The sequence below is a fragment of the Stenotrophomonas sp. 86428_Sma genome (assembly GCF_056481585.1).
On record NZ_CM151156.1, the window covers coordinates 60134 to 80813 of the forward strand.

At 68.3% G+C, this 20680-nt stretch carries 15 protein-coding genes; 9 read left to right on the top strand and 6 right to left on the bottom strand.

Annotated features, from left to right (window positions below; translation table 11 throughout):
* The first annotated feature begins 10 nt into the window (after positions 1 to 10).
* The 4 genes from ACZK3J_RS00250 to plsB all read left to right on the top strand — a co-directional run bounded on the left by ACZK3J_RS00250 (position 11) and on the right by plsB (position 5670).
* Complete coding sequence (locus ACZK3J_RS00250) at positions 11 to 934, top strand: 5'-nucleotidase, lipoprotein e(P4) family (protein ID WP_049461551.1); 924 nt, start codon at positions 11 to 13, stop codon at positions 932 to 934.
* Entirely contained in the window at positions 931 to 1656 is a 726-nt protein-coding gene (gene pyrF, locus ACZK3J_RS00255; RefSeq protein WP_032128688.1) for an orotidine-5'-phosphate decarboxylase, read from the top strand. Before ACZK3J_RS00250 ends, pyrF begins: the two co-directional genes overlap by 4 nt.
* 424 nt (positions 1657 to 2080) lie before the next feature.
* Positions 2081 to 3034, top strand: coding sequence for a hypothetical protein (locus tag ACZK3J_RS00260; RefSeq protein ID WP_049398565.1), 954 nt, complete (start codon positions 2081 to 2083; stop codon positions 3032 to 3034).
* Complete coding sequence (gene plsB / locus ACZK3J_RS00265) at positions 3034 to 5670, top strand: glycerol-3-phosphate 1-O-acyltransferase PlsB (RefSeq protein WP_049461552.1); 2637 nt, start codon at positions 3034 to 3036, stop codon at positions 5668 to 5670. The genes ACZK3J_RS00260 and plsB overlap by 1 nt, the downstream gene beginning before the upstream one ends.
* Before the next feature lie 100 nt (positions 5671 to 5770).
* Here plsB and ACZK3J_RS00270 read toward each other — a convergent pair whose 3' ends face one another.
* Positions 5771 to 5974: a YdcH family protein gene (locus ACZK3J_RS00270; RefSeq protein WP_049461553.1), complete on the bottom strand. Its 204-nt coding sequence runs from the start codon at positions 5972 to 5974 to the stop codon at positions 5771 to 5773.
* A 91-nt stretch (positions 5975 to 6065) separates the two neighbouring features.
* Here ACZK3J_RS00270 and ttcA point away from each other — a divergent pair, with 91 nt between their 5' ends.
* From ttcA to ACZK3J_RS00285, 3 genes are read left to right on the top strand one after another with little or no spacing between them, the layout of a single operon-like run.
* Positions 6066 to 6986, top strand: coding sequence for a tRNA 2-thiocytidine(32) synthetase TtcA (gene ttcA, locus ACZK3J_RS00275; RefSeq protein WP_180862782.1), 921 nt, complete (start codon positions 6066 to 6068; stop codon positions 6984 to 6986).
* Positions 6987 to 7022: 36 nt separating this feature from the next.
* On the top strand, positions 7023 to 7928 hold the full coding sequence (locus ACZK3J_RS00280) for a recombination-associated protein RdgC (protein WP_005411825.1): 906 nt from the start codon (positions 7023 to 7025) through the stop codon (positions 7926 to 7928).
* Positions 7929 to 7987: 59 nt separating this feature from the next.
* Positions 7988 to 8767, top strand: a complete 780-nt coding sequence (locus tag ACZK3J_RS00285; protein ID WP_032128692.1) for a M48 family metallopeptidase — start codon at positions 7988 to 7990, stop codon at positions 8765 to 8767.
* Positions 8768 to 9216: 449 nt separating this feature from the next.
* On the opposite strand, the gene ACZK3J_RS00290 is transcribed toward ACZK3J_RS00285, so the two are convergent.
* Positions 9217 to 10083: a methylglyoxal synthase gene (locus ACZK3J_RS00290; protein ID WP_049461554.1), complete on the bottom strand. Its 867-nt coding sequence runs from the start codon at positions 10081 to 10083 to the stop codon at positions 9217 to 9219.
* A gap of 167 nt (positions 10084 to 10250) precedes the next feature.
* Here ACZK3J_RS00290 and ACZK3J_RS00295 point away from each other — a divergent pair, with 167 nt between their 5' ends.
* Positions 10251 to 12659 (top strand): ATP-binding protein, encoded by a 2409-nt coding sequence (locus ACZK3J_RS00295; RefSeq protein ID WP_071228635.1) that lies wholly within the window; start codon positions 10251 to 10253, stop codon positions 12657 to 12659.
* On the opposite strand, the gene ACZK3J_RS00300 is transcribed toward ACZK3J_RS00295, so the two are convergent.
* The 3 genes from ACZK3J_RS00300 to ACZK3J_RS00310 all read right to left on the bottom strand — a co-directional run bounded on the left by ACZK3J_RS00300 (position 12645) and on the right by ACZK3J_RS00310 (position 19199).
* Positions 12645 to 14090 (bottom strand): FAD-dependent oxidoreductase, encoded by a 1446-nt coding sequence (locus ACZK3J_RS00300; protein WP_014035469.1) that lies wholly within the window; start codon positions 14088 to 14090, stop codon positions 12645 to 12647. The genes ACZK3J_RS00295 and ACZK3J_RS00300 overlap by 15 nt on opposite strands.
* A gap of 89 nt (positions 14091 to 14179) precedes the next feature.
* Complete coding sequence (gene gltB / locus ACZK3J_RS00305) at positions 14180 to 18634, bottom strand: glutamate synthase large subunit (RefSeq protein WP_478476269.1); 4455 nt, start codon at positions 18632 to 18634, stop codon at positions 14180 to 14182.
* A gap of 175 nt (positions 18635 to 18809) precedes the next feature.
* On the bottom strand, positions 18810 to 19199 hold the full coding sequence (locus ACZK3J_RS00310) for an I78 family peptidase inhibitor (RefSeq protein ID WP_004133799.1): 390 nt from the start codon (positions 19197 to 19199) through the stop codon (positions 18810 to 18812).
* Between the two features lie 111 nt (positions 19200 to 19310).
* Here ACZK3J_RS00310 and ACZK3J_RS00315 point away from each other — a divergent pair, with 111 nt between their 5' ends.
* Positions 19311 to 20369, top strand: a complete 1059-nt coding sequence (locus ACZK3J_RS00315; protein ID WP_100467659.1) for a DNA topoisomerase IB — start codon at positions 19311 to 19313, stop codon at positions 20367 to 20369.
* Here ACZK3J_RS00315 and ACZK3J_RS00320 read toward each other — a convergent pair.
* Positions 20357 to 20665, bottom strand: coding sequence for a hypothetical protein (locus tag ACZK3J_RS00320; protein ID WP_004153470.1), 309 nt, complete (start codon positions 20663 to 20665; stop codon positions 20357 to 20359). The genes ACZK3J_RS00315 and ACZK3J_RS00320 overlap by 13 nt on opposite strands.
* Positions 20666 to 20680: the final 15 nt, after the last annotated feature.

Consider the following 20680-nt stretch of genomic DNA (forward strand, 5'->3'; position numbering starts at 1 on the left):
CGGTGAATCCATGCGTCGTCCCGTTTCCCTGTCCCTGACCCTGCTCGCCACCGCGGCGCTGGGCCTGTCCGCCTGCAAGCGCGTGGATGCGCCTGCCGCCGAAGCCGCTGCACCGGAGGCCCCGGCCGCCGCTGCCAAGGCCGACGGCACGCTCGATGCCACTGCCAACGACAACCTCAATGCGGTGCTGTGGATGCAGCGCGCGCAGGAGTACAAGGCGATCACCGAACAGACCTACCGTGCCGCCGCCGACCACCTGGATGCCGCGCTGAAGGAAGCCCACTGGGATGCGCTGGTGCCGGAAGAACGCGGCAACGAGGCCAAGGGCCTGAAGCCGGCCGTGGTGCTGGACGTGGATGAGACCGTGCTGGACAACTCGCCCTACCAGGCGCGCCTGGTGCGCGACGGCAAGGAATACGACGAGCTGACCTGGGACCAGTGGGTGGCCGAAAAGAAGGCCAAGGCCATTCCGGGCGTGGTTGATTTCGCCAAGGCCGCCAACGCCAAGGGCGTGACCCTGCTGTACATCTCCAACCGCGCCGTGCACCTGAAGGACGCAACCCTGGCCAACCTGCGCGAGCAGGGCCTGCCGGTGGCCGATGACAGCGTGTTCCTGGGCCTGGGCACCGTGGTCGAAGGCTGCGAGCAGGCCGGCAGCGAGAAGAACTGCCGCCGCCGCCTGGCCGGGCAGAAATACCGCGTGCTGATGCAGTTCGGCGACCAGCTGGGCGATTTCGTCGAAGTGACCGCCAACACCAACGACGGTCGTGACGCGCTGCTGCAGCAGTACCACGACTGGTTCGGCGAGCGCTGGTGGATGCTGCCGAACCCGACCTACGGCGGCTTCGAGCCGGCGCAGTTCAACAACGACTACAGCCAGTCGCGCCAGGCCCGCCACGACGCCAAGCGCGCCGCCCTGGACTACGCACCGTGAGCCGCGCGCCGCTGCCGCTGCGCGATGACGAGCGCCTGATCTTCGCGCTGGACGTGCCTGACCGCGTGCAGGCGCTGGAGTGGGTCGACCGCCTCGGCGACAGCGTGGCGTTCTACAAGATCGGCATGGAACTGCTCGCCTCCGGCGAGTACTTCCAGGTGCTGGACGAGCTGGCCCGCCGCGACAAGCGCGTGTTCGTCGACCTGAAGTTCTTCGACATCCCGGCCACCGCCGCGGCGGTGATCAAGCGCCTGTCGCAGTGGCCGGTCAGCTACGCCACCATCCACGGCTGGCACCCGGCGATGATGGAAGCCTGCGCCGCCGCCAACAGCAGCGACATGCGCCTGCTGGCGGTGACCGTGCTGACCTCGATGGGCCGCCCGGACCTGGCGCAGATGGGCATCGACCGTGAGCCGGTGGACGTGGTGGTCGAGCGCGCGCTGGCCGCGCAGGCGGCCGGTATCGATGGCGTGATCGCCTCGGGCCAGGAAGCCGGCCCGATCCGCGCCGCTACCGGCGCCGGGTTCTCGATCGTCTGCCCGGGCATCCGCCCCGGTGGCCCGGTCGGCGATGACCAGAAGCGTACCGTTGGCGTGGCCCAGGCCTTTGCCGATGGCGCCGATGCCATCGTGGTCGGTCGCCCGATCCGCCTGGCCGCCGATCCGCAGGCTGCGGCCCGGGCCATCCAGCAGGAAATCGCGTCGGCGTTGGCTACGCGCTGAGATTCCGCTGCGCAGTCTGCAGGCCCGAACGCCATCCCGACCCGCGCGGGATGGCGTTTTTGCATCCGCCGAAGGACCGGTTGTGCCCGAATCGCCGCGAAACCTGCCGTAGATTTCATGGCCCCGGCGCAAGGCATCAGGCTACTCAATAAAATCAATGATTTATATGACACTACGTGAAGTGTTGCCTTAACTTGAAGGGCAGCGTAGGATCGCCGCCATCCGGTCCTCGGACCGGACATGTGCCACAACACTGTCCACCGGCCCTGCGCCGGCTTGAAGAGCCTGTGATCCTCGTGATCCCGGCTCTTTTTTTATTCCGATCAGTGACTTGCACAAGCAACCGCGGAAACCGTGACGTCCCGGCTTGCCGCTGTCACCTCGCAGGCCGCAAGATGCGGACCGGTCCGGGGAGTCCGAGTGCATGAGCGTGGCAGTGCGAGGAAGGTCTGCGCGTGGATGGGGGCTGGCAGCCATGCTGTTGCTGGCCGTGGCCGCGTGCCGTGAATCGGTCAACGATCCGGCCAAGCCGGCGGCCGAGCCGGTCGCGGCGGTGCAGGCGATGGCCCTGCGCCTGGCCGAGGACGATCTGGTCGGCTATGCAAAGCTGTCGGTTCCGCCCAGCCAGTACCAGCGCCTGCAGCAGGCCTGGGCCGAGGGCCATAGCCAGTGGCCGCTGACTGAACTGCCACTGGGCGACCAGCTGCTGCCGATGCTGGCCGCACTGCGCACGCCCAATGCCGGTGCCGAACTGCAGCGCAGCTTCGATCGCCAGCTGGCTGGTCAGGCCAGCGCCGTACGCCAGGCCGCGCAGTCGATGGGCAACTTCGGCGTGCAGTACCTGCGCCACCAGAAGGGCTATACGCCCGGCCAGCAGGCCCATTACATCGCCCTGGTGGAAACCCTCGCCAGCTGGGCGCAGGGCGCGCCGATCAGTGACCGTGCGCGTGCACGCAGCACGATCGCCGCGCTGGTGGGGGCCGCCGGCAAGGTCGGCTTCGACGATGAGGCCGGCCTGCAGGCCGCGGGCATGGAAGGCAGCCTGCAGCAGCTGGCGCCGTTCATCCATACCCTCAAGGCGGTGCTGGGCAGCTACGGGTTGGGCGTGGATGACGCGCTGCGCAGCGTGCGGGGCGAGCTGCTGTCGGTGGAGGGCGACAATGCGCTGGTACGCCTGCACTACGACCTGGCGGGGCGTGAGATGACCCTGCAGCTGCCGCTGAGCCGCCGCGAGGGCCACTGGTACCTGACCCGCACCCTGGCCGACACCGATGCCCTGCTGCGCAAGGCCGACGCGGCCCGTGCCGCAGCGGCGCCGGCACCGGCCGAGACCCCGCCCGAGGGTGGGGAAGCGGCAACACTGCCGCCTAAGCCATAATGGCGCCGATGTCGAAACAGAACCCGCTGCCGTTCCCCGGCGAAGAATCCCAGTCGACGCCCGCCGATACGGTGCCGGCGTCCCCCTCGACCGGTACCGGCCCGAACCCGGTACCGCCGCCCGCGCACGCGCGTCCGGCTGGCCGCCGCCCGCTGTGGGCTCGCCTGCTCGGCCGTCTGGTCGAACCGTGGCTGTCGCTGAAGATCGAACCGGAAGACCCGGGCCAGTACAACGATGGCCGCCCGGTCATGTACGTGCTGGAGGACTACGGCCTGTCCAATGCGCTGATCCTGGACAAGGCCTGCCGCCAGGCCGGCCTGCCGTCGCCGCTGGTGCCGCTGGCCGGTGACCCGACCGGCCGCAAGCGCGCCTACCTGGCGCTGTCGCGGCGCAGCTCCAGCAACTCGCTGATTCCCGAACAGCGCGGCGCCAAGACCCACTCCGATTCGCTGGCCAAGGTGCTGCAGGCCCATCGCGTGCGCGATGACCTGGACGTGCACCTGGTGCCGGTGTCGATCTTCGTCGGCCGCGCGCCGGACAAGCAGAGCGGTTGGTTCGCCGTGCTGTTCTCGGAAAACTGGGCGCTGGTCGGTCGCTTCCGCCGCCTGCTGGCGGTGCTGCTCAACGGCCGCAGCACCATCGTCCGCTTTGCCCCGCCGATCTCGCTGCGCAGCACCGTGGACGAAGGCCTGGAGCCGGAGCGCACGGTGCGCAAGCTGCAGCGCGTGCTGCGTACCCATTTCCGCCGCATTCGTGAATCGGTGATCGGCCCTGACCTGTCGACGCGGCGCCTGCTGGTCGACCAGGTGCTGGCCGCCGAACCGGTGCGCGAAGCGATCGCCGCACAGGCCAAGCGCGACAATTCGAAGCCGGCCGATGCCTGGAAGAAGGCGCACGCCTACGCCTGGGAAATCGCCGCGGACTATTCCAGCCCGGTGGTGCGTTCGGCCAGCTTCATGCTCAGCCACGTGTGGAACCGCATCTATGCGGGCGTGCTGGTGCACCACCTGGACAAGTTCAAGGCCGCCGCGCCGGGCCACGAAGTGGTCTACGTGCCCAGCCACCGCAGCCACATGGACTACCTGCTGCTGTCCTACCTGCTGTACGACCGTGGCATCGTGCCGCCGCACATCGTGGCCGGCATCAACCTGAACCTGCCGGTGGTCGGCACCCTGCTGCGCAAGGGCGGTGCGTTCTTCATCCGCCGCTCGATCCGTGGCAACGCGCTGTACTCGGCGGTGCTCAGCGAATACGTCGCGCAGCTGGTGGCCGGTGGCTACTCGCTGGAGTACTTCGTCGAAGGCGGCCGCTCGCGTACCGGCCGACTGCTGCAGCCCAAGGGCGGCATGATCTCGATGACGCTGCGCGCGTTCCTGCGCCAGCCGCGCAAGCCGGTGCTGTTCCAGCCCATCTACATCGGCTACGAGAAGCTGATGGAGGGCGGCAGCTACCTGGACGAACTGTCCGGCCGGCCGAAGGAAAAGGAATCGATCTGGTCGCTGCTGTGGGGCATCCCCAAGGTGCTCAAGCAGAACTACGGCCAGGTGGTGGTGAACTTCGGCGAGCCGATCGCACTGAACGACGTGCTCGCCGAGAAGGCGCCGGAGTGGAAGGGCGAGGCGGTCTCCGAGGACGAGAAGCCGGCGTGGCTGTCGACCACGGTGGATACGCTGGCCGAACGCATCCAGGTGCGCATCAACGGCGCCGCCGACGTCAACCCGATCAACCTGCTGGCGCTGGCCCTGCTGTCCACGCCGAAGCATGCGATGGGCGAGTCCGACCTGATCGCGCAGATCGAGCTGTGCAAGACCCTGCTGGTCGAGATGCCGTATTCGGACCGGGTGACGGTGACCCCGCACTCGCCGGAGCGGATCATCGCCCACGCCGAAGAAATCAACGTCCTCACCCGCATCAAGCACCCGCTGGGTGACGTGCTCAGCGTCAGCGGCGATACCGCGGTGCTGCTCAGCTACTTCCGCAACAACGTGGTGCACCTGTTCACCGCCTCGTCGTGGGTGGCCTGCTGCTTCCAGAACAACCGCCGCATGAGCCGCACCGGCCTGGTCCAGCTGGGCCGTACGGTATACCCGTTCCTGCAGGCCGAGCTGTTCCTGCCGTGGAGCGAGGATGAGTTCGCCCAGCGCATCGACCGGACCATCGACGTGTTCGTGCGCGAAGGCCTGCTGCAGAACGTCAACGATGACGATGGCGGCATCCTGGCGCGCAACACCGGGCAGACCGACGAGGTGTTCCGCCTGCGTGCGATCGGCCATTCGCTGCAGCAGGCGTTCGAGCGCTATTACATCGCCATCTCGGTGCTGGTGAAGAACGGCCCGGGCGTGCTCGGCGCGGCCGAGCTGGAAAGCCTGTGCCAGCAGGCCGCGCAGCGGCTGAGCCTGCTCTATGCACCGGCGGCACCGGAGTTTTTCGACAAGTCCCTGTTCCGCGGCTTCATCCAGAAGCTGCGCGAGCTGCGCCTGGTGTGGCCGGACGAGAACAGCAAGCTGCTGTTCGACGAACGCCTGGACGCCTGGGCCAAGGATGCCAAGTTCATCCTCGGCCGCGAGCTGCGCCACACCATCGAAAGGGTCAGCCCGGAAGCGGCCCGCCCGGACGAGCCTGCGCCGCAGGATTGAAGGCAGCGCCGGGCGATGCCCGGCGAACGGCATGCCAACCAAGGTTGGCATCTACCGGGGCGAAGCAGTAGATCCACGCCATGCGTGGATGGGCCACCGCTCAGGCCGGTTCGTCGGGAATCTGCAGGCTTTCCAGCTTGGCGATGCAGTCCTTCAGCTGAAGCTTGCGCCGCTTCAGGCGCTTGGCTTCCAGCTCGTCCTCGCCATTGGCGGCCATGCGGGTGATCTGTTCATCCAGCAGGCGGTGCTCGGCGCGCAGGGCGGCGAGGTGCTCGACGATCTCGGCGGGGCTGTAGGTGTCCACAGCCTCCGAGCATACACAGCGATGATGACTGCCGGGAGAGGGGAATTCCGACCCCCGGCCGTGGCCGCTCCGAGCCGTTAGAATGGAACCCATGAGTGCCGTGATTTCCCTTCCCGATCCCCAGCCGCGCGCCGCCCGTGATCCGCGCGTGGCCGAGCGCGAGCAGCACAAGCTGGCCAAGCGCCTGCGCCGCCAGGTCGGCGAGGCGATTGCCGACTTCGGCATGATCGAGGCCGGCGACAAGGTCATGGTCTGCCTGTCCGGCGGCAAGGACAGCTACACCCTGCTGGACGTGCTGCTGCAGCTGCAGAAGAAGGCGCCGGTGCCGTTCGAGCTGGTGGCGGTGAACCTGGACCAGAAGCAGCCGGACTTCCCCGAGCACGTGCTGCCGGAATATCTGGCAGGCCTGGGCGTGCCGTATCACATCATCGAGCAGGACACCTATTCGGTGGTCAGCCGGGTCATCCCGGAAGGCAAGACCATGTGTTCGCTGTGCTCGCGGCTGCGTCGTGGCGCGCTGTACAACTACGCCGAACTCCATGGCTTCACCAAGATCGCGCTGGGCCACCACCGCGACGACATGGTGGCCACGTTCTTCATGAACCTGTTCCACCACGCCAAGCTGTCGGGCATGCCGCCGAAGCTGCGCAGCGATGACGGCAAGCACGTGGTGATCCGGCCGCTGGCCTATGTGCGCGAAAGCGACATCGTCGAGTACGCACAGGCACGCCAGTTCCCGATCATTCCCTGCAACCTGTGCGGCAGCCAGGAGAACCTGCAGCGCCGCCAGGTCGGCCTGATGCTGAAGCAGTGGGAAAAGGACCACCCGGGCCGCATCGAGCAGATCGCGCGTGCCATGGGTGAAGTCCGGCCCTCGCAGCTGGCCGACACCACCCTGTTCGACTTCATGGCGCTGGGCCGTCGCGACGACGCGCCGCTGCCCGACGCCCATGCCTGGCTGGCCGGCTCCCCGGCCGACGCCGACGCAGATCCCGAGACGCCCACCGTCTAAGGTCGGTCGCCCTTCCTCTTTGCCATCCGGAATTCCATGTTCTTTCGCAACCTGACGTTCTTCCGTTTCCCGACCACCACCGATTTTTCCGAAGTCGACACCCTGCTGCCGCACGCCCTGCTGAAACCGGTCGGCGCGCTGGAAATGAATTCGCGCGGCTTCATCTCGCCATTCGGCCGCGAGGAGAAGGAACTGCTCTCCCACCGTATCGCCGAACACCTGTGGCTGACCGTGGGCGGCGAGGACAAGATCCTGCCGGCGGCGGTGGTCAACGACCTGCTCGAGCGCAAGCTGGAGGAGATCGAGGAGAAGGAAGGCCGCCGCCCGGGTGGCCGCGAACGCAAGCGGATGAAGGACGACCTGCTGCATGAACTGCTGCCGCGCGCCTTCGTGAAGTCCTCGCGCAACGACGCCTTCATCGACCTGCAGCACGGTTACGTGGCGGTGGATACCTCCAGCCGCAAGACCGGCGAGTACTTCATGTCCGACATCCGCGGCCTGCTCGGCAGCTTCCCGGCGATGCCGCTGAACGCCGAAGTCGCACCGCGTTCGATCCTGACCGGCTGGATCGCCGGCGAGCCGCTGCCGACCGGGCTGAGCCTGGGCGAAGAGTGCGAGATGAAGGACCCGGTGGAAGGCGGCGCGGTGGTCAAGTGCCAGCACCAGGAACTGCGCTGCGACGAGATCGACAAGCACCTGGACGCCGGCAAGCAGGTGACCAAGCTGGCGCTGATCTTCGAGGACAACCTGTCGTTCGTCATCGGCGACGACCTGATCGTGCGCAAGCTGAAGTTCCTCGACGGCGCCCTGGACCAGCTGGAGCATGCCGACGAAGACGGCCGCCGCGCCGAGTTCGACGCCCGCTTCGCCCTGCAGAGCGCCGAGATCCGCCGTCTGTTCCTGTTGCTGGAAGAAGCCTTCAAGCTCAGCAAGGCTGACTGAACAGGCAGCCCGACGGCCGCCGGTCATCCGGCGGCCCGAAGCGGCGCTATGCTGGGCGCATGAGCCGTCTGCTGCGCCGCCTGATCAGCCCGACCCCGCCCGCCACCGTACAGCGCGACACCGTTCGCCTGCGCCTGGAGGATGCCGAGATCGAGGTACTGCGCGTGCGCGATCCGCGTGCGCGCCGCATCAAGCTGAGCGTGGACGAACGCGGTGCACGCCTGACCCTGCCGCCGCGCGCAAGCCTGGTGATGGGCGAACGCTTCCTGGAACAGCACCGCGACTGGCTGGCACTGCAGCTGCGCCAGTACCAGGGCCAGGGCCTGCCGGCACCGCTGCAGCCCGGCGAAGACGGCGTGCTGCCCCTGCGCGGCGAACTGTTGCCGCTGCGCTGGCAGGAAGGCCGCTACGCGCGCCTGGAGATCGACGCGCATGGTGCCTGCGTGCAGTGGCCGACACGTGGTGGTGACGCCACCCTGCGTCGCCTGCTGCGCGAGTTCTACGAAGCACAGACCCGCGCCGACGTCGGCCGCTGGCTGCCGAAGTACCTGCCCACCCTGCCGCGCGCACCCAGCCGCCTGCGATTGAAGGTGATGTCCTCGCAATGGGGCTCGCTCGCCCCCGATGGCAGCATGGCACTGGACCTGGCCCTCGTGCTCGGTCGTTCGGAAGCGTTCGAGTACGTGCTGGTGCACGAACTCTGCCACCTGATCCAGCCGAATCACTCACCCGCGTTCTGGCACGAAGTGGAACAACGCTTCCCCGCCTGGCGCGAACAGCGCGATTACTTCCAGCTGGAAGGGCGACGCCTGAAGGCCATGCTCCGGCAACTGCTGTAGCGCGCGCGCTACAGCAGTTGCCCACGCATTCTTCCTCTACCCCCGCCTTCGGCGCGCCCCTTCAACAGAAGGGGCTTCACTCAAGACCGCGTGCTGAGCAGTCGAGCAAGCTCGACTCTACAGAAGCGCACACAGCGCGCGACCCGCTTCCGCTCTTGCTCTTCTTTCTCTCTTCCGTGGCTGGACACGCACGGAAACTGTCTGAGGCCGGGCGGGTGAGCCATGCAGGGGCGTTGGCGCCATGGATGGCGCCATCGAGCTTACAAGGGTGAAGGCGCTTTGCTTGCGAAGCACTGCTTCGCAAGCGCCTGAACGCACAGCCGCCAGCGGCTGGGCCGGGCCCCGGAGGGGGACTTGCAGCGACCCCTGCGCAATCCACCCCACCCGGCCAAGCACGGCTTCTGATCTGAACGACCCACCACGAGGGGCTCAGCCGTTGGCCGAAACCCTCACCCCGCCCGCAGCGCCACCGCCGCCGCCCACCGCGCCGCCACCCGCGGCGCCGTGATGCACACCGCCTGATCGGTCACCGTCGTCACCGCGCGCTCCAGCAGCTGGATATCCGCCTCATGCTGGCGCGCCACATGCGGATCCTCGAAGAAGATCGCGCGCTGGCAACGCCCCTCCAGCACCCGGTCGGCAATCTGCGCATCACCGCCCATCGGACCGCTCTGGTAGCGCGTCACCCACGGCGTATCACGCGGCCAGCCCCGGCTCCAGGCCAGCTCGTTCAAACGCTGGCCGGTGGTCCCGGTGGCCACCCGCTCACCGAACCGGGCCAGCACATCGAAGTGCTCATCGGCGAAGGCCAGCATCGCCGGCTTCATCGCATCGTGCGCGATCAGCGCCAGCGTCTGGCCTTCGAACGCATGCAGGTCGTCGGCGCCGGCATCGGCTGCCAGCCCGGCGTGGACGCGCTCCACCTCCACCCAGTCGCGTGCGGTGGCCACGGTCGAAATGAACGGCTTGCCGTGGATCACGCACTGCCGCTTGAGCGCGGTTGCTTCCGGAAACACCGAGGATGGATCGACCGGGTCGATCAGGTAGATCGCGCCATCCAGTGTCCGATCCGGACCCATGCCAACGACTTCGGCGACCAGCTTCATCAGGCCACCCTCGCGTCCGTAGGGATAACGGTGCAGGCCCGCGTACCCGGTCAGGAAGCCCTGCCGTTCGATCGCGTCATGGGTGCGGCCGACCGCATGCAGCGACACGCCCAGCTCGCGCAGGCCGGCCTCGCTGCTGCGCAGCCAACGGAACAGCGCAGCGCGCGCGTCGTGGTGATGAAGACGGTTGGCAGCCAGGCCGATGCGCATCGAACGCTCCGCAGGTACGGGTGAAGGCGGCAGTGTATGTCGGCATTCCCCCATCTGGATGCTTTTACAACTTTCTTCATTGCCGTCGGCCCGGGCGTCGATAGCGTGGCAGGCAGCGGTACCGCAGCGCGGCCGTTCCTTCCGCCCGCGAGATGAGGATGCCTACCGTGAATGTCGCCGGCTTCCCGGCAGCCATTGCTGTCATGGCCAGCCTGCTGCTGCCTGCCGCGGCCTCCGCCACGGGCTGCAGCACACCGCTGCGCATCGCCTGGCCGTCCGACCGTGCTCCTTTGTCGTCCAGCGAACAGGGCGAAGCCCGGGGGCTCGGCGCGGCGTACCTGAAGCTGCTGGGCGGGCAACGGCCACTGCAGCTGTTGCCCGTGCCGGCCACCAGCGTGGACCGGGACGAGCTGCCGGCCGGCACCCAGGCGCTGCTGGGATGGCCACGCTCGCAACTGCCTGCCGGATGGGTGGTCAGCACGCCCTACCTGCAGCTGCCACAGGTGATCGTGCGCCGGGAGGATGCGCCGCCGGTGCTGGGCCTGGAAGATCTACGTGGACGCATTGTGGCCAGCCCCAGCCGGGTGCCGCTGCAGGGGCTGCTGGCCGAGCAGGCAGCGGGTGCACAGCTGCTGCCACCGGCAGCGCTGGACGATGCACTCCCGCTGCTGGGCACCGGATTGATCGATGCGGTGGTTGCCAACCTCGGCGACGTCGAGGCGGCGTTGCGCCGCTACCAGGGCGATGCACTGCTGATCGCCGCGCCGGCCGGTTTCGATGATGCCCTGGTGCTGGCGACCACGCCCGCCTGCGCCGATGTCATCGCCGGCTTCGAACAGGCGCTGTCGCAGCTGACCGATACCGAGCGCGATCAGATCCGCGCGGCCTGGCTGCCGGACCGGCCGCGCAACGCTCCGTCATCGTCGCCCCTGCGCTGGCTGGTGCCGGCCTCGCTGATCCTGCTCGCCCTGGCGCTGGTCCATGCCTTCGGCTACTGGCGGGTCCATCGCGAGAGCGTGCGCCGCCGAGGGGTGGAGCAGCGCCTGCAGGAGGTGACCGCGAACCTGCCGGCGGTGGTCTACCAGGCGCGTCGTTCGGCGGGCGGCAACTACAGCTTTCCGCAGATCGCCGGGGACGTGCAGGCTCTGTTCGGAATCAGCGTGGAGACCGCGCGGATCGATCACCAGCGATTGTTGGCCGCGGTCCACCCGGATGACCGCAACCAGGTGATGGCCTGCGTCGAGATGGCTGCATTGGCGCGTGGCCCGATCGACGTCACCTTCCGCACCCGCTCGCCACAGGGCTGGCGATGGGTGCGCTCGCATGGGCGGCCGTTGTCCTGCGACGACAGCGACGTCGAGTGGAGCGGCTACTGGATCGACGTCAGTGAGGTGCAGTCACGTACCCGCGCGCTGGCCGAAGCGCGCCGCGAGGCCGAGCAGGCGGCACAGGCCAAGGCGCACTTCCTGGCAACGATGAGCCACGAGATCCGCACCCCGATGAGCACGCTGCTGGGCATGCTCGAACGGCTGGCGGGCAGCAGGCTGGAGCCACGCCAGCAGCAGGTGCTGGCCACCGTCGATGATGCCGCGTGGATGCTGCGGCAGATCCTCGACGATGTACTGCACAGCCAACGCCTGGAGGGCGCACCACTGCAGCTGCGGCCCACCGACCTGGCGGCACTGGTGCGCGCGGTGCAGCAGCTGCTGATGCCGGTGGCCGCCAGCCGAGGCCTGCACCTGCAGGTGGTGCTTGATCCGGAGATGCAGCCGGGATCGCTGGCCGATGGCCTGCGCCTGCGCCAGATCCTGTTCAACCTGGCCGGCAACGCGTTGAAGTTCACCCGGCACGGCCACGTGGAACTGCAGGTGCAGGTACTGCAGCAACGCGACTGGGGCCAGCGACTGCGCCTGCAGGTAAGCGACAGCGGCGTGGGCATCAGCGAGGAGCGCCAGCAGGCGGTGTTCGCTGCCTATACCCAGGCGGAGCGCTCGACCACGCGGCGCTTCGGCGGCAGTGGGCTGGGCCTGGCGATCTGCCGTGAGCTGGCGATCTCGATGGGGGCGGAGCTGCAGCTGCGCAGCTCACCCGGGAAGGGCACCACGGTGTGGCTGGATCTGGACCTGGATGCCTGTGAGGCACCCGTGGCCGCGCCCGCGCCGGCGGTTGCGGACGAGCGTCCATTGCCGGCGGCGCGCGTGCTGATGGCTGAAGACCATCCCACCAACCTGCATCTGCTGGAGCAGCACCTGTGTGCGCTCGGGCTGCAGGTCCACGCCTGTACCGATGGACGGTCGGCGCTTGAAGCATGGCAGGCGCAGCCGTTCGACCTGGTCATCACCGACTGCCACATGCCGGGCATGGATGGCTTCGCGCTGGCACGGGCGATCCGTGCCGATGCCTGCCCGGCGCGTGCGCAGGTGCCGATCATCGCGCTCACCGCCAGCGTGATGGAAAGCACCCGCGAAGCCTGTCGTGCGGCTGGCATCGACCACTTCCTGGCCAAGCCCGTAGAGCCGCACGCACTGCGGGCACTGCTGGCGGCACTGCTGGTACCGGACTCAGTGGGCCAGTAGCCGCACGATGCTGGCGGCGGCATCGCGGCCTTCGGCCACGGCGGTCACCACCAGGTCTGCACCGCGTACCGCGTCGCCACCGGCGAACAGGCGTGGATGCGCGGTCTGGAACGGCAGGCGGTCCTTGCCGCCGGCCACGATGCGGCCGTTGGACTGGCCTTCCACGCCCAGCTCGGCCAGCCACGCCGGCACGCTCGGCGAGAAGCCGAAGGCGATGATCACCACGTCCGCTTCCAGCAGCGATTCACTGCCTTCGATCGGCACGGCGTTCTGGCGGCCGTTGGCATCGGGCTCGCCCAGCCGGGTTTCCACCACGGTCACGCCGATCACTTCATCGTCGGCGCCGGCTTCGATCGACAGCGGCTGCCGGTTGAACAGGAAGCGCACGCCTTCTTCGCGGGCATTGGCCACTTCGCGCGCGCTGCCGGGCATGTTGGCTTCGTCGCGGCGATAGGCACAGGTGACCTTGGCCGCGCCCAGCCGCACCGCGCTGCGCACGCAGTCCATGCCGGTATCGCCGCCACCGAGCACCACCACGCGCTTGCCGTTGAGGTCGGGCAGGGCAATGGTGTCTTCCCAGCCGGCAATCGGCCGGCCCTTCGGATCATCGCCGCCAACGATGCGGCTGTTCTGCACCAGGAACGGCAGGGCCGGCAGCACGCCCTTCAGGTCCTGGCCGTCGAGGCCACCATCGGTGTAGCGGTAGGCGCCGGTGCCGACGAACACCGCGTCGTGGCTGTCCAGCAGCTGCTGCACGCTCAGGTCACGGCCGATCTCCACGCCGAGGCGGAACTGCACGCCCATGCCCTCCAGCACTTCGCGGCGGCGATGGATCACGTCCTTGTCCAGCTTGAAGCTGGGAATGCCGAACTGCAGCAGGCCGCCGATCTGCTCATAGCGGTCGTAGACCACGGCGGCAATGCCAGCGCGGGCGAGGCGATCGGCGCAGGCCAGGCCGGCTGGACCGGCGCCGATCACCGCCACGCTGTGGCCGCTGGGCTGCACCGCGCCCAGGTCAGGGCGCCAGCCGCTGGCCAGCGCGGTATCGACGATGTACTTCTCCACCGCACCGATGGTGACCGCACCGAATTCCTCCAGCGTGCAGCTGCCCTCGCACAGGCGATCCTGCGGGCAGACCCGGCCGCACACCTCCGGCAACGGGTTGGTGCTGTGGCACAGCGTGGCGGCTTCATGGATGCGGTTCTCCTGCACCAGCTGCAGCCACTGCGGAATGGCGTTGTGCACCGGGCACTTCCAGCTGCAGTAGGGGTTGCCGCAGTCCAGGCAACGGCCGGCCTGGTACTGGGCGTCCTCCTTGCCGAACTTGCCATACAGCTCGCCCCAGTCGCCGGACGTACGCAGTTCCACCGGAATGCGCTGCGGCATGGTGCGGGGCAGGTCGAGGAACTGGAAGGCGTGCTTGCGGCTCATGGCGGGCTCTGGAATGCGGGGGGGAACGTTGCCGGCCAGCGGCCGGCGCTACGTGATCCTGGGATGCCGGCCAGCGGCCGGCACTACCGTTACGCGGCGCGTCGCAGGGTTTCGGTCAGCGACTCGATGCTGGCGGCCTTCGGTTTGACCAGCCAGAACTTGCCGATGTAGTCGCGGAACTCGTCCAGGATCTGCTGCGCCCAGATGCTGCCGGTCAGCTCGCGATGGCGGCCGATCAGGCGGTGCAGGTGCTGGCGGTAGTTCTCGAAGCCTTCGGCGGAGACGCGATGGATGTCGATCAGCTCGTGGTTGTAGCGGTCGACGAAATCGCGGTCGACGTCCAGCACGTAGGCCAGCCCGCCGGTGAAACCCGCACCGAAGTTCAGGCCGACCTTGCCCAGCACCAGCACCACGCCATCAGTCATGTACTCGCAGCAGTGGTCACCGGCGCCTTCCACCACCGCCAGCGCGCCGGAATTGCGCACGGCGAAACGTTCGCCGGCACGACCGGCAGCGAACAGTTCACCGCCGGTGGCACCGTACAGGCAGGTGTTGCCGATGATCGCGGTGCTGCGTGCCTCGAAGCGGGCGCCGCGCGGCGGACGCACCACCAGTCGGCCGCCGGCCATGCCCTTGCCGACGTAGTCGTTGGCTTCGCCTTCCACTTCCAGGTGCAGGCCACCGACGTTGAACGCGCCGAAGCTCTGCCCGGCACTGCCGCGGAAACGCAGTTCCAGCGGCGCCTCGGCCATGCCCTGGTTGCCGTGTGCGCGCGCCACCGCACCGGCCAGGCGGGTGCCGATGCTGCGGTCGGTGTTGTGGATAAGGAAGCGGTGTTCGCCACCGCGCTTGTACTCGATGGCCGGGGCCAGCAGGCCGTCCATCTGCGTGGCCAGGCTGTCCGGCGATTCGTACAGGCGCTGCGCGGCACAGTGACTGCCCTCGTAGCGGGCATCGGCCAGCAGGCGTGACAGGTCCACGCGCACGCCGTCGCGCGGCGCCGCCTCGATCTGCCGCAGCAGGTCGGTGCGGCCCACGATTTCTTCCAGCGAACGTGCGCCCAGGTAGGACAGCCAGCCACGCACTTCCTCGGCCAGCAGGCGGAAGAAGTTCTCCACGCGCTCGGGCTGGCCGGTGAAGTGGTTCTCGCGCAGGCGCTCGTCCTGGGTGGCCACGCCGGTGGCGCAGTTGTTGAGGTGGCAGATGCGCAGGTACTTGCAGCCCAGCACGATCATCGGTGCGGTGCCGAAGCCGAAGCTGTCCGCGCCCAGCAGCGCGGCCTTGACCACGTCCAGACCGGTCTTCAGGCCGCCGTCGGTCTGCAGCAGGGTGCGCCCGCGCAGGTCGTTGGCCAGCAGTGCCTGGTGTGCTTCGGCAATGCCCAGTTCCCACGGCACGCCGGCATAGCGGATCGAGCTGACCGGTGACGCGCCGGTACCGCCATCGTGTCCGGAAATGGTGATCAGGTCCGCACCGGCCTTGACCACGCCGGCGGCAATCGTGCCGACGCCGGCATGGCTGACCAGCTTCACCGACACCAGCGCGGTCGGGTTGACCTGCTTGAGGTCGTAGATCAGCTGCGCCAGGTCTTCGATCGAATAGATGTCGTGGTGCGGCGGCGGCGAGATCAGGCCGATGCCTGGACGCGCGTAGCGCAGCCGCGCGATCAGCTCGTTGACCTTGTGCCCAGGCAGCTGGCCGCCTTCGCCGGGCTTGGCGCCCTGCGCGACCTTGATCTGCAGCACTTCGGCATTGACCAGGTATTCGGCGGTGACGCCGAAGCGGCCCGAGGCCACCTGCTTGATCTTGCTGCGCTTGGCGGTGCCATAGCGGGCGGGATCCTCACCGCCTTCGCCGGAATTGCTGCGGCCGCCCAGGCGGTTCATCGCAATCGCCAGCGCCTCGTGTGCTTCTGGTGACAGCGCACCGAGACTGATCGCCGCGGTATCGAAGCGCGGGAACAGCTCGCTGACCGGCGCCACGTCATCGAGTGGTGTCGGCGCAGCGGCCGGCACCAGTTCCAGCAGGTCGCGCAGTGCCGACGGCGGACGCGCGTGCACGGCATCGCAGTACTGCTGCCAGGCACGCGGATCGCCGCTGCGCGCCGCGCGCTGCAGGGTGGTCACCACGTCCGGGTTGTACATGTGGTACTCGCCGCCGTGCACGTACTTCAGCAGGCCGCCGACATCCACGTCCTGCTGCGCGTCCCAGGCCTGCGCGCACAGCTCGCGTGCGTCGGCATCCAGGCGCGCGAAACCGGCACCACCGATGCGCGAAGCGGTATCCGGGAAGCACAGGTCCACGACTTCCGGTTCCAGGCCGATGATCTCGAACAGCTGCGCGCCGCGGTAGCTGGCCACGGTACAGATGCCCATCTTCGAGATGATCTTCGACAGGCCCTTGTAGACGCCCTTGCGGTAGCGGCGGCCGATCTGCGACTGCTCACCGCCCTTGCTGAGCTTGAGGATGTCGCGTCGGCCCAGGTCGAACAGGGTCTGGTAGGCCAGGTACGGGTACACCGCGGTAGCGCCGAAGCCGAGCAGGCAGGCCATGTGGTGCGGGTCGCGCGCGGTGCCGGTCTCGACGATGAGATTCACGTCGCAGCGCAGGCCCAGCCGTGAGAGGTGGTGGTGGATGGCGCTGGTAGCGAGCAGGGCATGCACCATCGGCCGCCCGGCCACCGGGTAGCGGTCGGACAGCAGCAGCATCACCATACCCTCGCGCGCGGCCTGTTCGGCCTCGGCACAGATGCGCTCGATGCCGGCGCGCAGGCCCTCGTCTTCGCTGTAGGACAGGTCCAGCAGGCGGTTGGCCTGCACGTACTGGTCCATCTTCAGCAGCTGGCGCAGCTTGCGCTGGCTCAGTACCGGCGAGTTGAGGATGACGTGGTTCACCGTCTCCGGGCCGGCATGGAAGATGTTGGTCTCCTTGCCGAGCTGGGTGGACAGCGACATCGCGCAGTCTTCGCGCAGCGGGTCGATCGGCGGGTTGGTGACCTGCGCGAACGCCTGGCGGAAGTAGTCATAGAGCGGACGGCTGCGCTGGCTCAGCACCGCCATCGGCGTGTCGTCGCCCATCGAGCCAGTGGCTTCCTGCTCGGTCTCGGCCAGCGGCCGCAGCACCTGTTCCACTTCCTCGCTGCTGAGCTGGTAGAGCTTGTGGTAGCTGCGCAGCGTGCCTTCGTCGAAGGGTTCCTCCACCAGCGAGGGATCGATCAGTTCGGTCTGCAGGTAGGTCACGCCCTGCTGCAGCCATTGCTTGTACGGCGCACGACCGCGGTTGATGCGATCCACCGCATCGGAGTCGAGCAGGTCACCGCGCTTGAGATCGATGGCCACCATTTCGCCGGGGCCGAGCTTGCCCTTGCGTACCACGCGCTCGGTCGGCACTTCCCACACACCCGCTTCGGAGGCGACCAGGAAGTGGCGGTCGGCGGTCAGCATCCAGCGCGCCGGGCGCAGGCCGTTGCGGTCGAGGGTACATACGGCGTAGCGGCTGTCGCAGGCGACGATGCCGGCCGGGCCATCCCACGGCTCGCTGTTCAGGCCGTGGAACTCGTAGAAGGCCGCCAGGTCCGGATCCTTGAATTCCAGCGACTGGGTGGCCGGCGGCACCAGGATGCGCAGCGCCTGGATCAGCTCCATGCCACCGGCCACCATCAGCTCCAGCATGTTGTCCAGGCTCTGCGAGTCAGAGCCGTGCATGGAGATGACGGGGTCGAATTCACCGATGTCGAAGCGCGGCGTCTTCCACACCTTGCTGCGCGCCTGCGCCCAGCGCCGGTTGCCTTCGATGGTGTTGATCTCGCCATTGTGGGCGAGCATGCGGAACGGGTGCGCCAGCGGCCAGCGCGGCAGCGTGTTGGTGGAGAAGCGCTGGTGGAACACGATCGCGCTGGAGGCCAGCTCGCGGCGCTGCAGGTCCGGGAAGAAACGGCTGAGCTTGTCCGGCAGCACCATGCCCTTGTAGCTGATCGCATCCGGGGTGAGGGTGGTGACGTAGAAGTCGGCGTGTTCGCGCAGCTGCTGTTCGCTGCGGCGACGGGCCAGGAACAGCGCCAGCGCGAAGCCGGCATCGTCCTGGCCGATGCCGGCGTCGACGAACACCTGCTCGATGCGCGGCAGCGTGTCGCGCGCCAGCTGGCCGCAGACGCTGTCATCGGTGGGCACCTCGCGCCAGCCGGCGACCTTGCAGCCGACCGCTTCCACCTGCGCCTGCAGCTGCGCGCGGCAGGCCTGCGCCGCGTCGGCGTCGTGTGGCAGGAACACCAGGCCGGCGGCGAAACGCGCAGCGACCGCGATGCCGGCTTCGCTGGCCAGCAGTTTCAGGAACGCATCGGGGCGGCGCAGCAGCAGGCCGCAGCCATCGCCGGTCAGGCCATCTGCGGCGACACCGCCACGGTGGGTCATGCGCGAAAGCGCGGCGATGGCGGTATCAACCAACAGGCGCGATGGTTGATCGTCGAGCTGGGCGACCATGCCAAATCCACAGGCATCGCGCTCGGAGCGCGGGTCGTAAAGCCCTTGGCGGTTGCGGGGGGCCATCTCTACCTCGATGCGGAATGAATTGAACGGGGACACTCAAGCCCGCTCAATCCCTGGAGCGCATCGTGAGGCCACCGGATGCCTCGACTAGATCACAGGTTGCTGCAACGCCGCAATACACGGTTGCAGGTGCAACAGAACGCGCCGGCAACCCAGTGCCGGCGCGGGGCCGGACTCAGCCGCAGCGCGCGCCGCTGACGGCGCCCTTGGCGTCCACTTCGATGTTCAGGCGGTCGCCGAGGAACTCCATCGTGGCCACGTCGTTGGGCTTTAGCACGCGCACCTGGTTGGCGCCGGCATCTTCCTGCGCCTGCTTGCCCAGCGCGTCGGTGTAGGTCTGGCCGACCAGGCTCTGCACCTGGCTGGCATCGCAGGTGCCGACCGGCGGAGCCTCGGTGGCCTTGCCGGCTTCGTCGGCCGGCGCCTTGGCGGCTTCGGCGGCCTGCTGGGCGTGGGCCGTGGCCGAATCCTGTTCATCCAGCGCCGGTGCCTGGCAGGCGGTCAGCGCCAGCACGGCCGGCAGCAACAGGGCGGAGAGCGAACGGGCGCGAATCGGGAACGACATCATGACTCCGGAAGGGGTTGTGAAGACCCGAGCATAGCGGCGAACCGGCCCTCACGTGTTTGTCTTGTGTTATCGACAGGATCGCGGCATGGCGACGGCGACACTACCGACATGCCAACCCCCTCCACCCCCGAACGACAGGCCGCGCGCGCGGCCGGCCTGCGCTATGTCGATGACACCCAACCGGGCATCAGCCGGCGCCGCGCCGGCAAGGGTTTCAGCTACCGCGATGCCGATGGTCACGCGATACGCGACGCCACCACCCTGCAACGCATCCGTGCGCTGGCGATTCCGCCGGCGTATACCGCCGTATGGATCTGCGCCCACGCCAACGGCCACCTGCAGGCCACCGGCCGCGATGCACGCGGACGCAAGCAGTACCGCTACCACGCCGACTGGGCCAAGGAGCGCGACGCCGGCAAGTTCGACCGCATCATCGCCTTTGGCGAGGCCTTGCCTACGCTGCGCAGGCGTCTTTCACGCGACCTCAAGCGGCCAGGCTTTCCGCGGGAGAAAGTGCTGGCGGTGGTGGTGGCGCTGCTGGCCGACACCCTGGTGCGGGTCGGCAATGAAACCTATGCACAACAGAACCGTTCGTTCGGACTGACCACACTGCGCAACCGCCATCTGGAACTGCTGCGCGGCGGCCGGGTGCGCATGCGCTTCCGCGGCAAGTCCGGGCAGCTGCAGGAGGTGACCGTGGGCGACCGCAGGCTGGGGCTGCTGGTACGGCGCCTGCAGCAGCTGCCGGGACAGGCGCTGTTCCAGTATCGCGATGACGACGGTGCGCTGCAGCCGGTGGATTCCGGCGCGGTGAACGACTACCTGCGCGAGGTGATGGGCGAGGACTTCACTGCCAAGGATTTCCGCACCTGGGGTGGCACGGTGGCGGCGGTGCAGGCGTTTGCCGCCACCGAACTGCCGGAACCGGCCAGTCAGCGCGCGCTGGCGCAGGCGCAGCGCGCGGTGGTGTGCGAAGTGGCATCGCTGCTGGGCAATACCCCGGCGGTGTGCCGCAAGGCCTACATCGACCCGTGCGTGTTCGCCGGCTGGGAGCGCGGCGAACTGGCCAAGCTGGCCGGCCTGCGTGGGCCGCGCCAGTGGGAACAGGCCACCCTGCGCGTGCTGCGCAGGGCGCGCCGGCTCAACCGCAGTCGTCAGCCGCAGTAGATCGCGGTGATGTTGTTGGTGCGGCCCTTCTCGATGGTCAGGCGATCGCCGCCTTCGCTGGCCGGCGGTACCCGCGGACCGTCATGGCGCAGCACCCGCACATGCAGGCTGTCGCTGTCCACGCGTGCGCGGGCCACGGTGGCATCCGAAGCGGCCAAGCCCAGTGCGCCGCGCACCATGTCGCTGTGGCACTGCCCGGAAATCACGCCGTCGATCGGCTGCACCTGGGCCATCGGTGTGCTGCTGCAGGCGGCGAGGGCGAAGCAGACGGCGGTGGTAGCGATGGCATGTTTCATGGTGGCGTTCCTTGT

What these genes read in the sequence shown, in the direction of transcription:
- ACZK3J_RS00250 (WP_049461551.1), top strand. Translation starts at nt 11, where the DNA reads ATGCGTCGTCCCGTTTCCCTGTCCCTGACCCTGCTCGCCACCGCGGCG.
- ttcA (WP_180862782.1), top strand. Translation starts at nt 6,066, where the DNA reads ATGAGTGCCGTGATTTCCCTTCCCGATCCCCAGCCGCGCGCCGCCCGT.
- ACZK3J_RS00285 (WP_032128692.1), top strand. Translation starts at nt 7,988, where the DNA reads ATGAGCCGTCTGCTGCGCCGCCTGATCAGCCCGACCCCGCCCGCCACC.
- ACZK3J_RS00280 (WP_005411825.1), top strand. Translation starts at nt 7,023, where the DNA reads ATGTTCTTTCGCAACCTGACGTTCTTCCGTTTCCCGACCACCACCGAT.
- ACZK3J_RS00300 (WP_014035469.1), bottom strand. Translation starts at nt 14,090, where the DNA reads ATGAGCCGCAAGCACGCCTTCCAGTTCCTCGACCTGCCCCGCACCATG.
- plsB (WP_049461552.1), top strand. Translation starts at nt 3,034, where the DNA reads ATGGCGCCGATGTCGAAACAGAACCCGCTGCCGTTCCCCGGCGAAGAA.
- ACZK3J_RS00290 (WP_049461554.1), bottom strand. Translation starts at nt 10,083, where the DNA reads ATGCGCATCGGCCTGGCTGCCAACCGTCTTCATCACCACGACGCGCGC.
- ACZK3J_RS00315 (WP_100467659.1), top strand. Translation starts at nt 19,311, where the DNA reads ATGCCAACCCCCTCCACCCCCGAACGACAGGCCGCGCGCGCGGCCGGC.
- ACZK3J_RS00310 (WP_004133799.1), bottom strand. Translation starts at nt 19,199, where the DNA reads ATGTCGTTCCCGATTCGCGCCCGTTCGCTCTCCGCCCTGTTGCTGCCG.
- ACZK3J_RS00260 (WP_049398565.1), top strand. Translation starts at nt 2,081, where the DNA reads ATGAGCGTGGCAGTGCGAGGAAGGTCTGCGCGTGGATGGGGGCTGGCA.
- ACZK3J_RS00320 (WP_004153470.1), bottom strand. Translation starts at nt 20,665, where the DNA reads ATGAAACATGCCATCGCTACCACCGCCGTCTGCTTCGCCCTCGCCGCC.
- gltB (WP_478476269.1), bottom strand. Translation starts at nt 18,634, where the DNA reads ATGGCCCCCCGCAACCGCCAAGGGCTTTACGACCCGCGCTCCGAGCGC.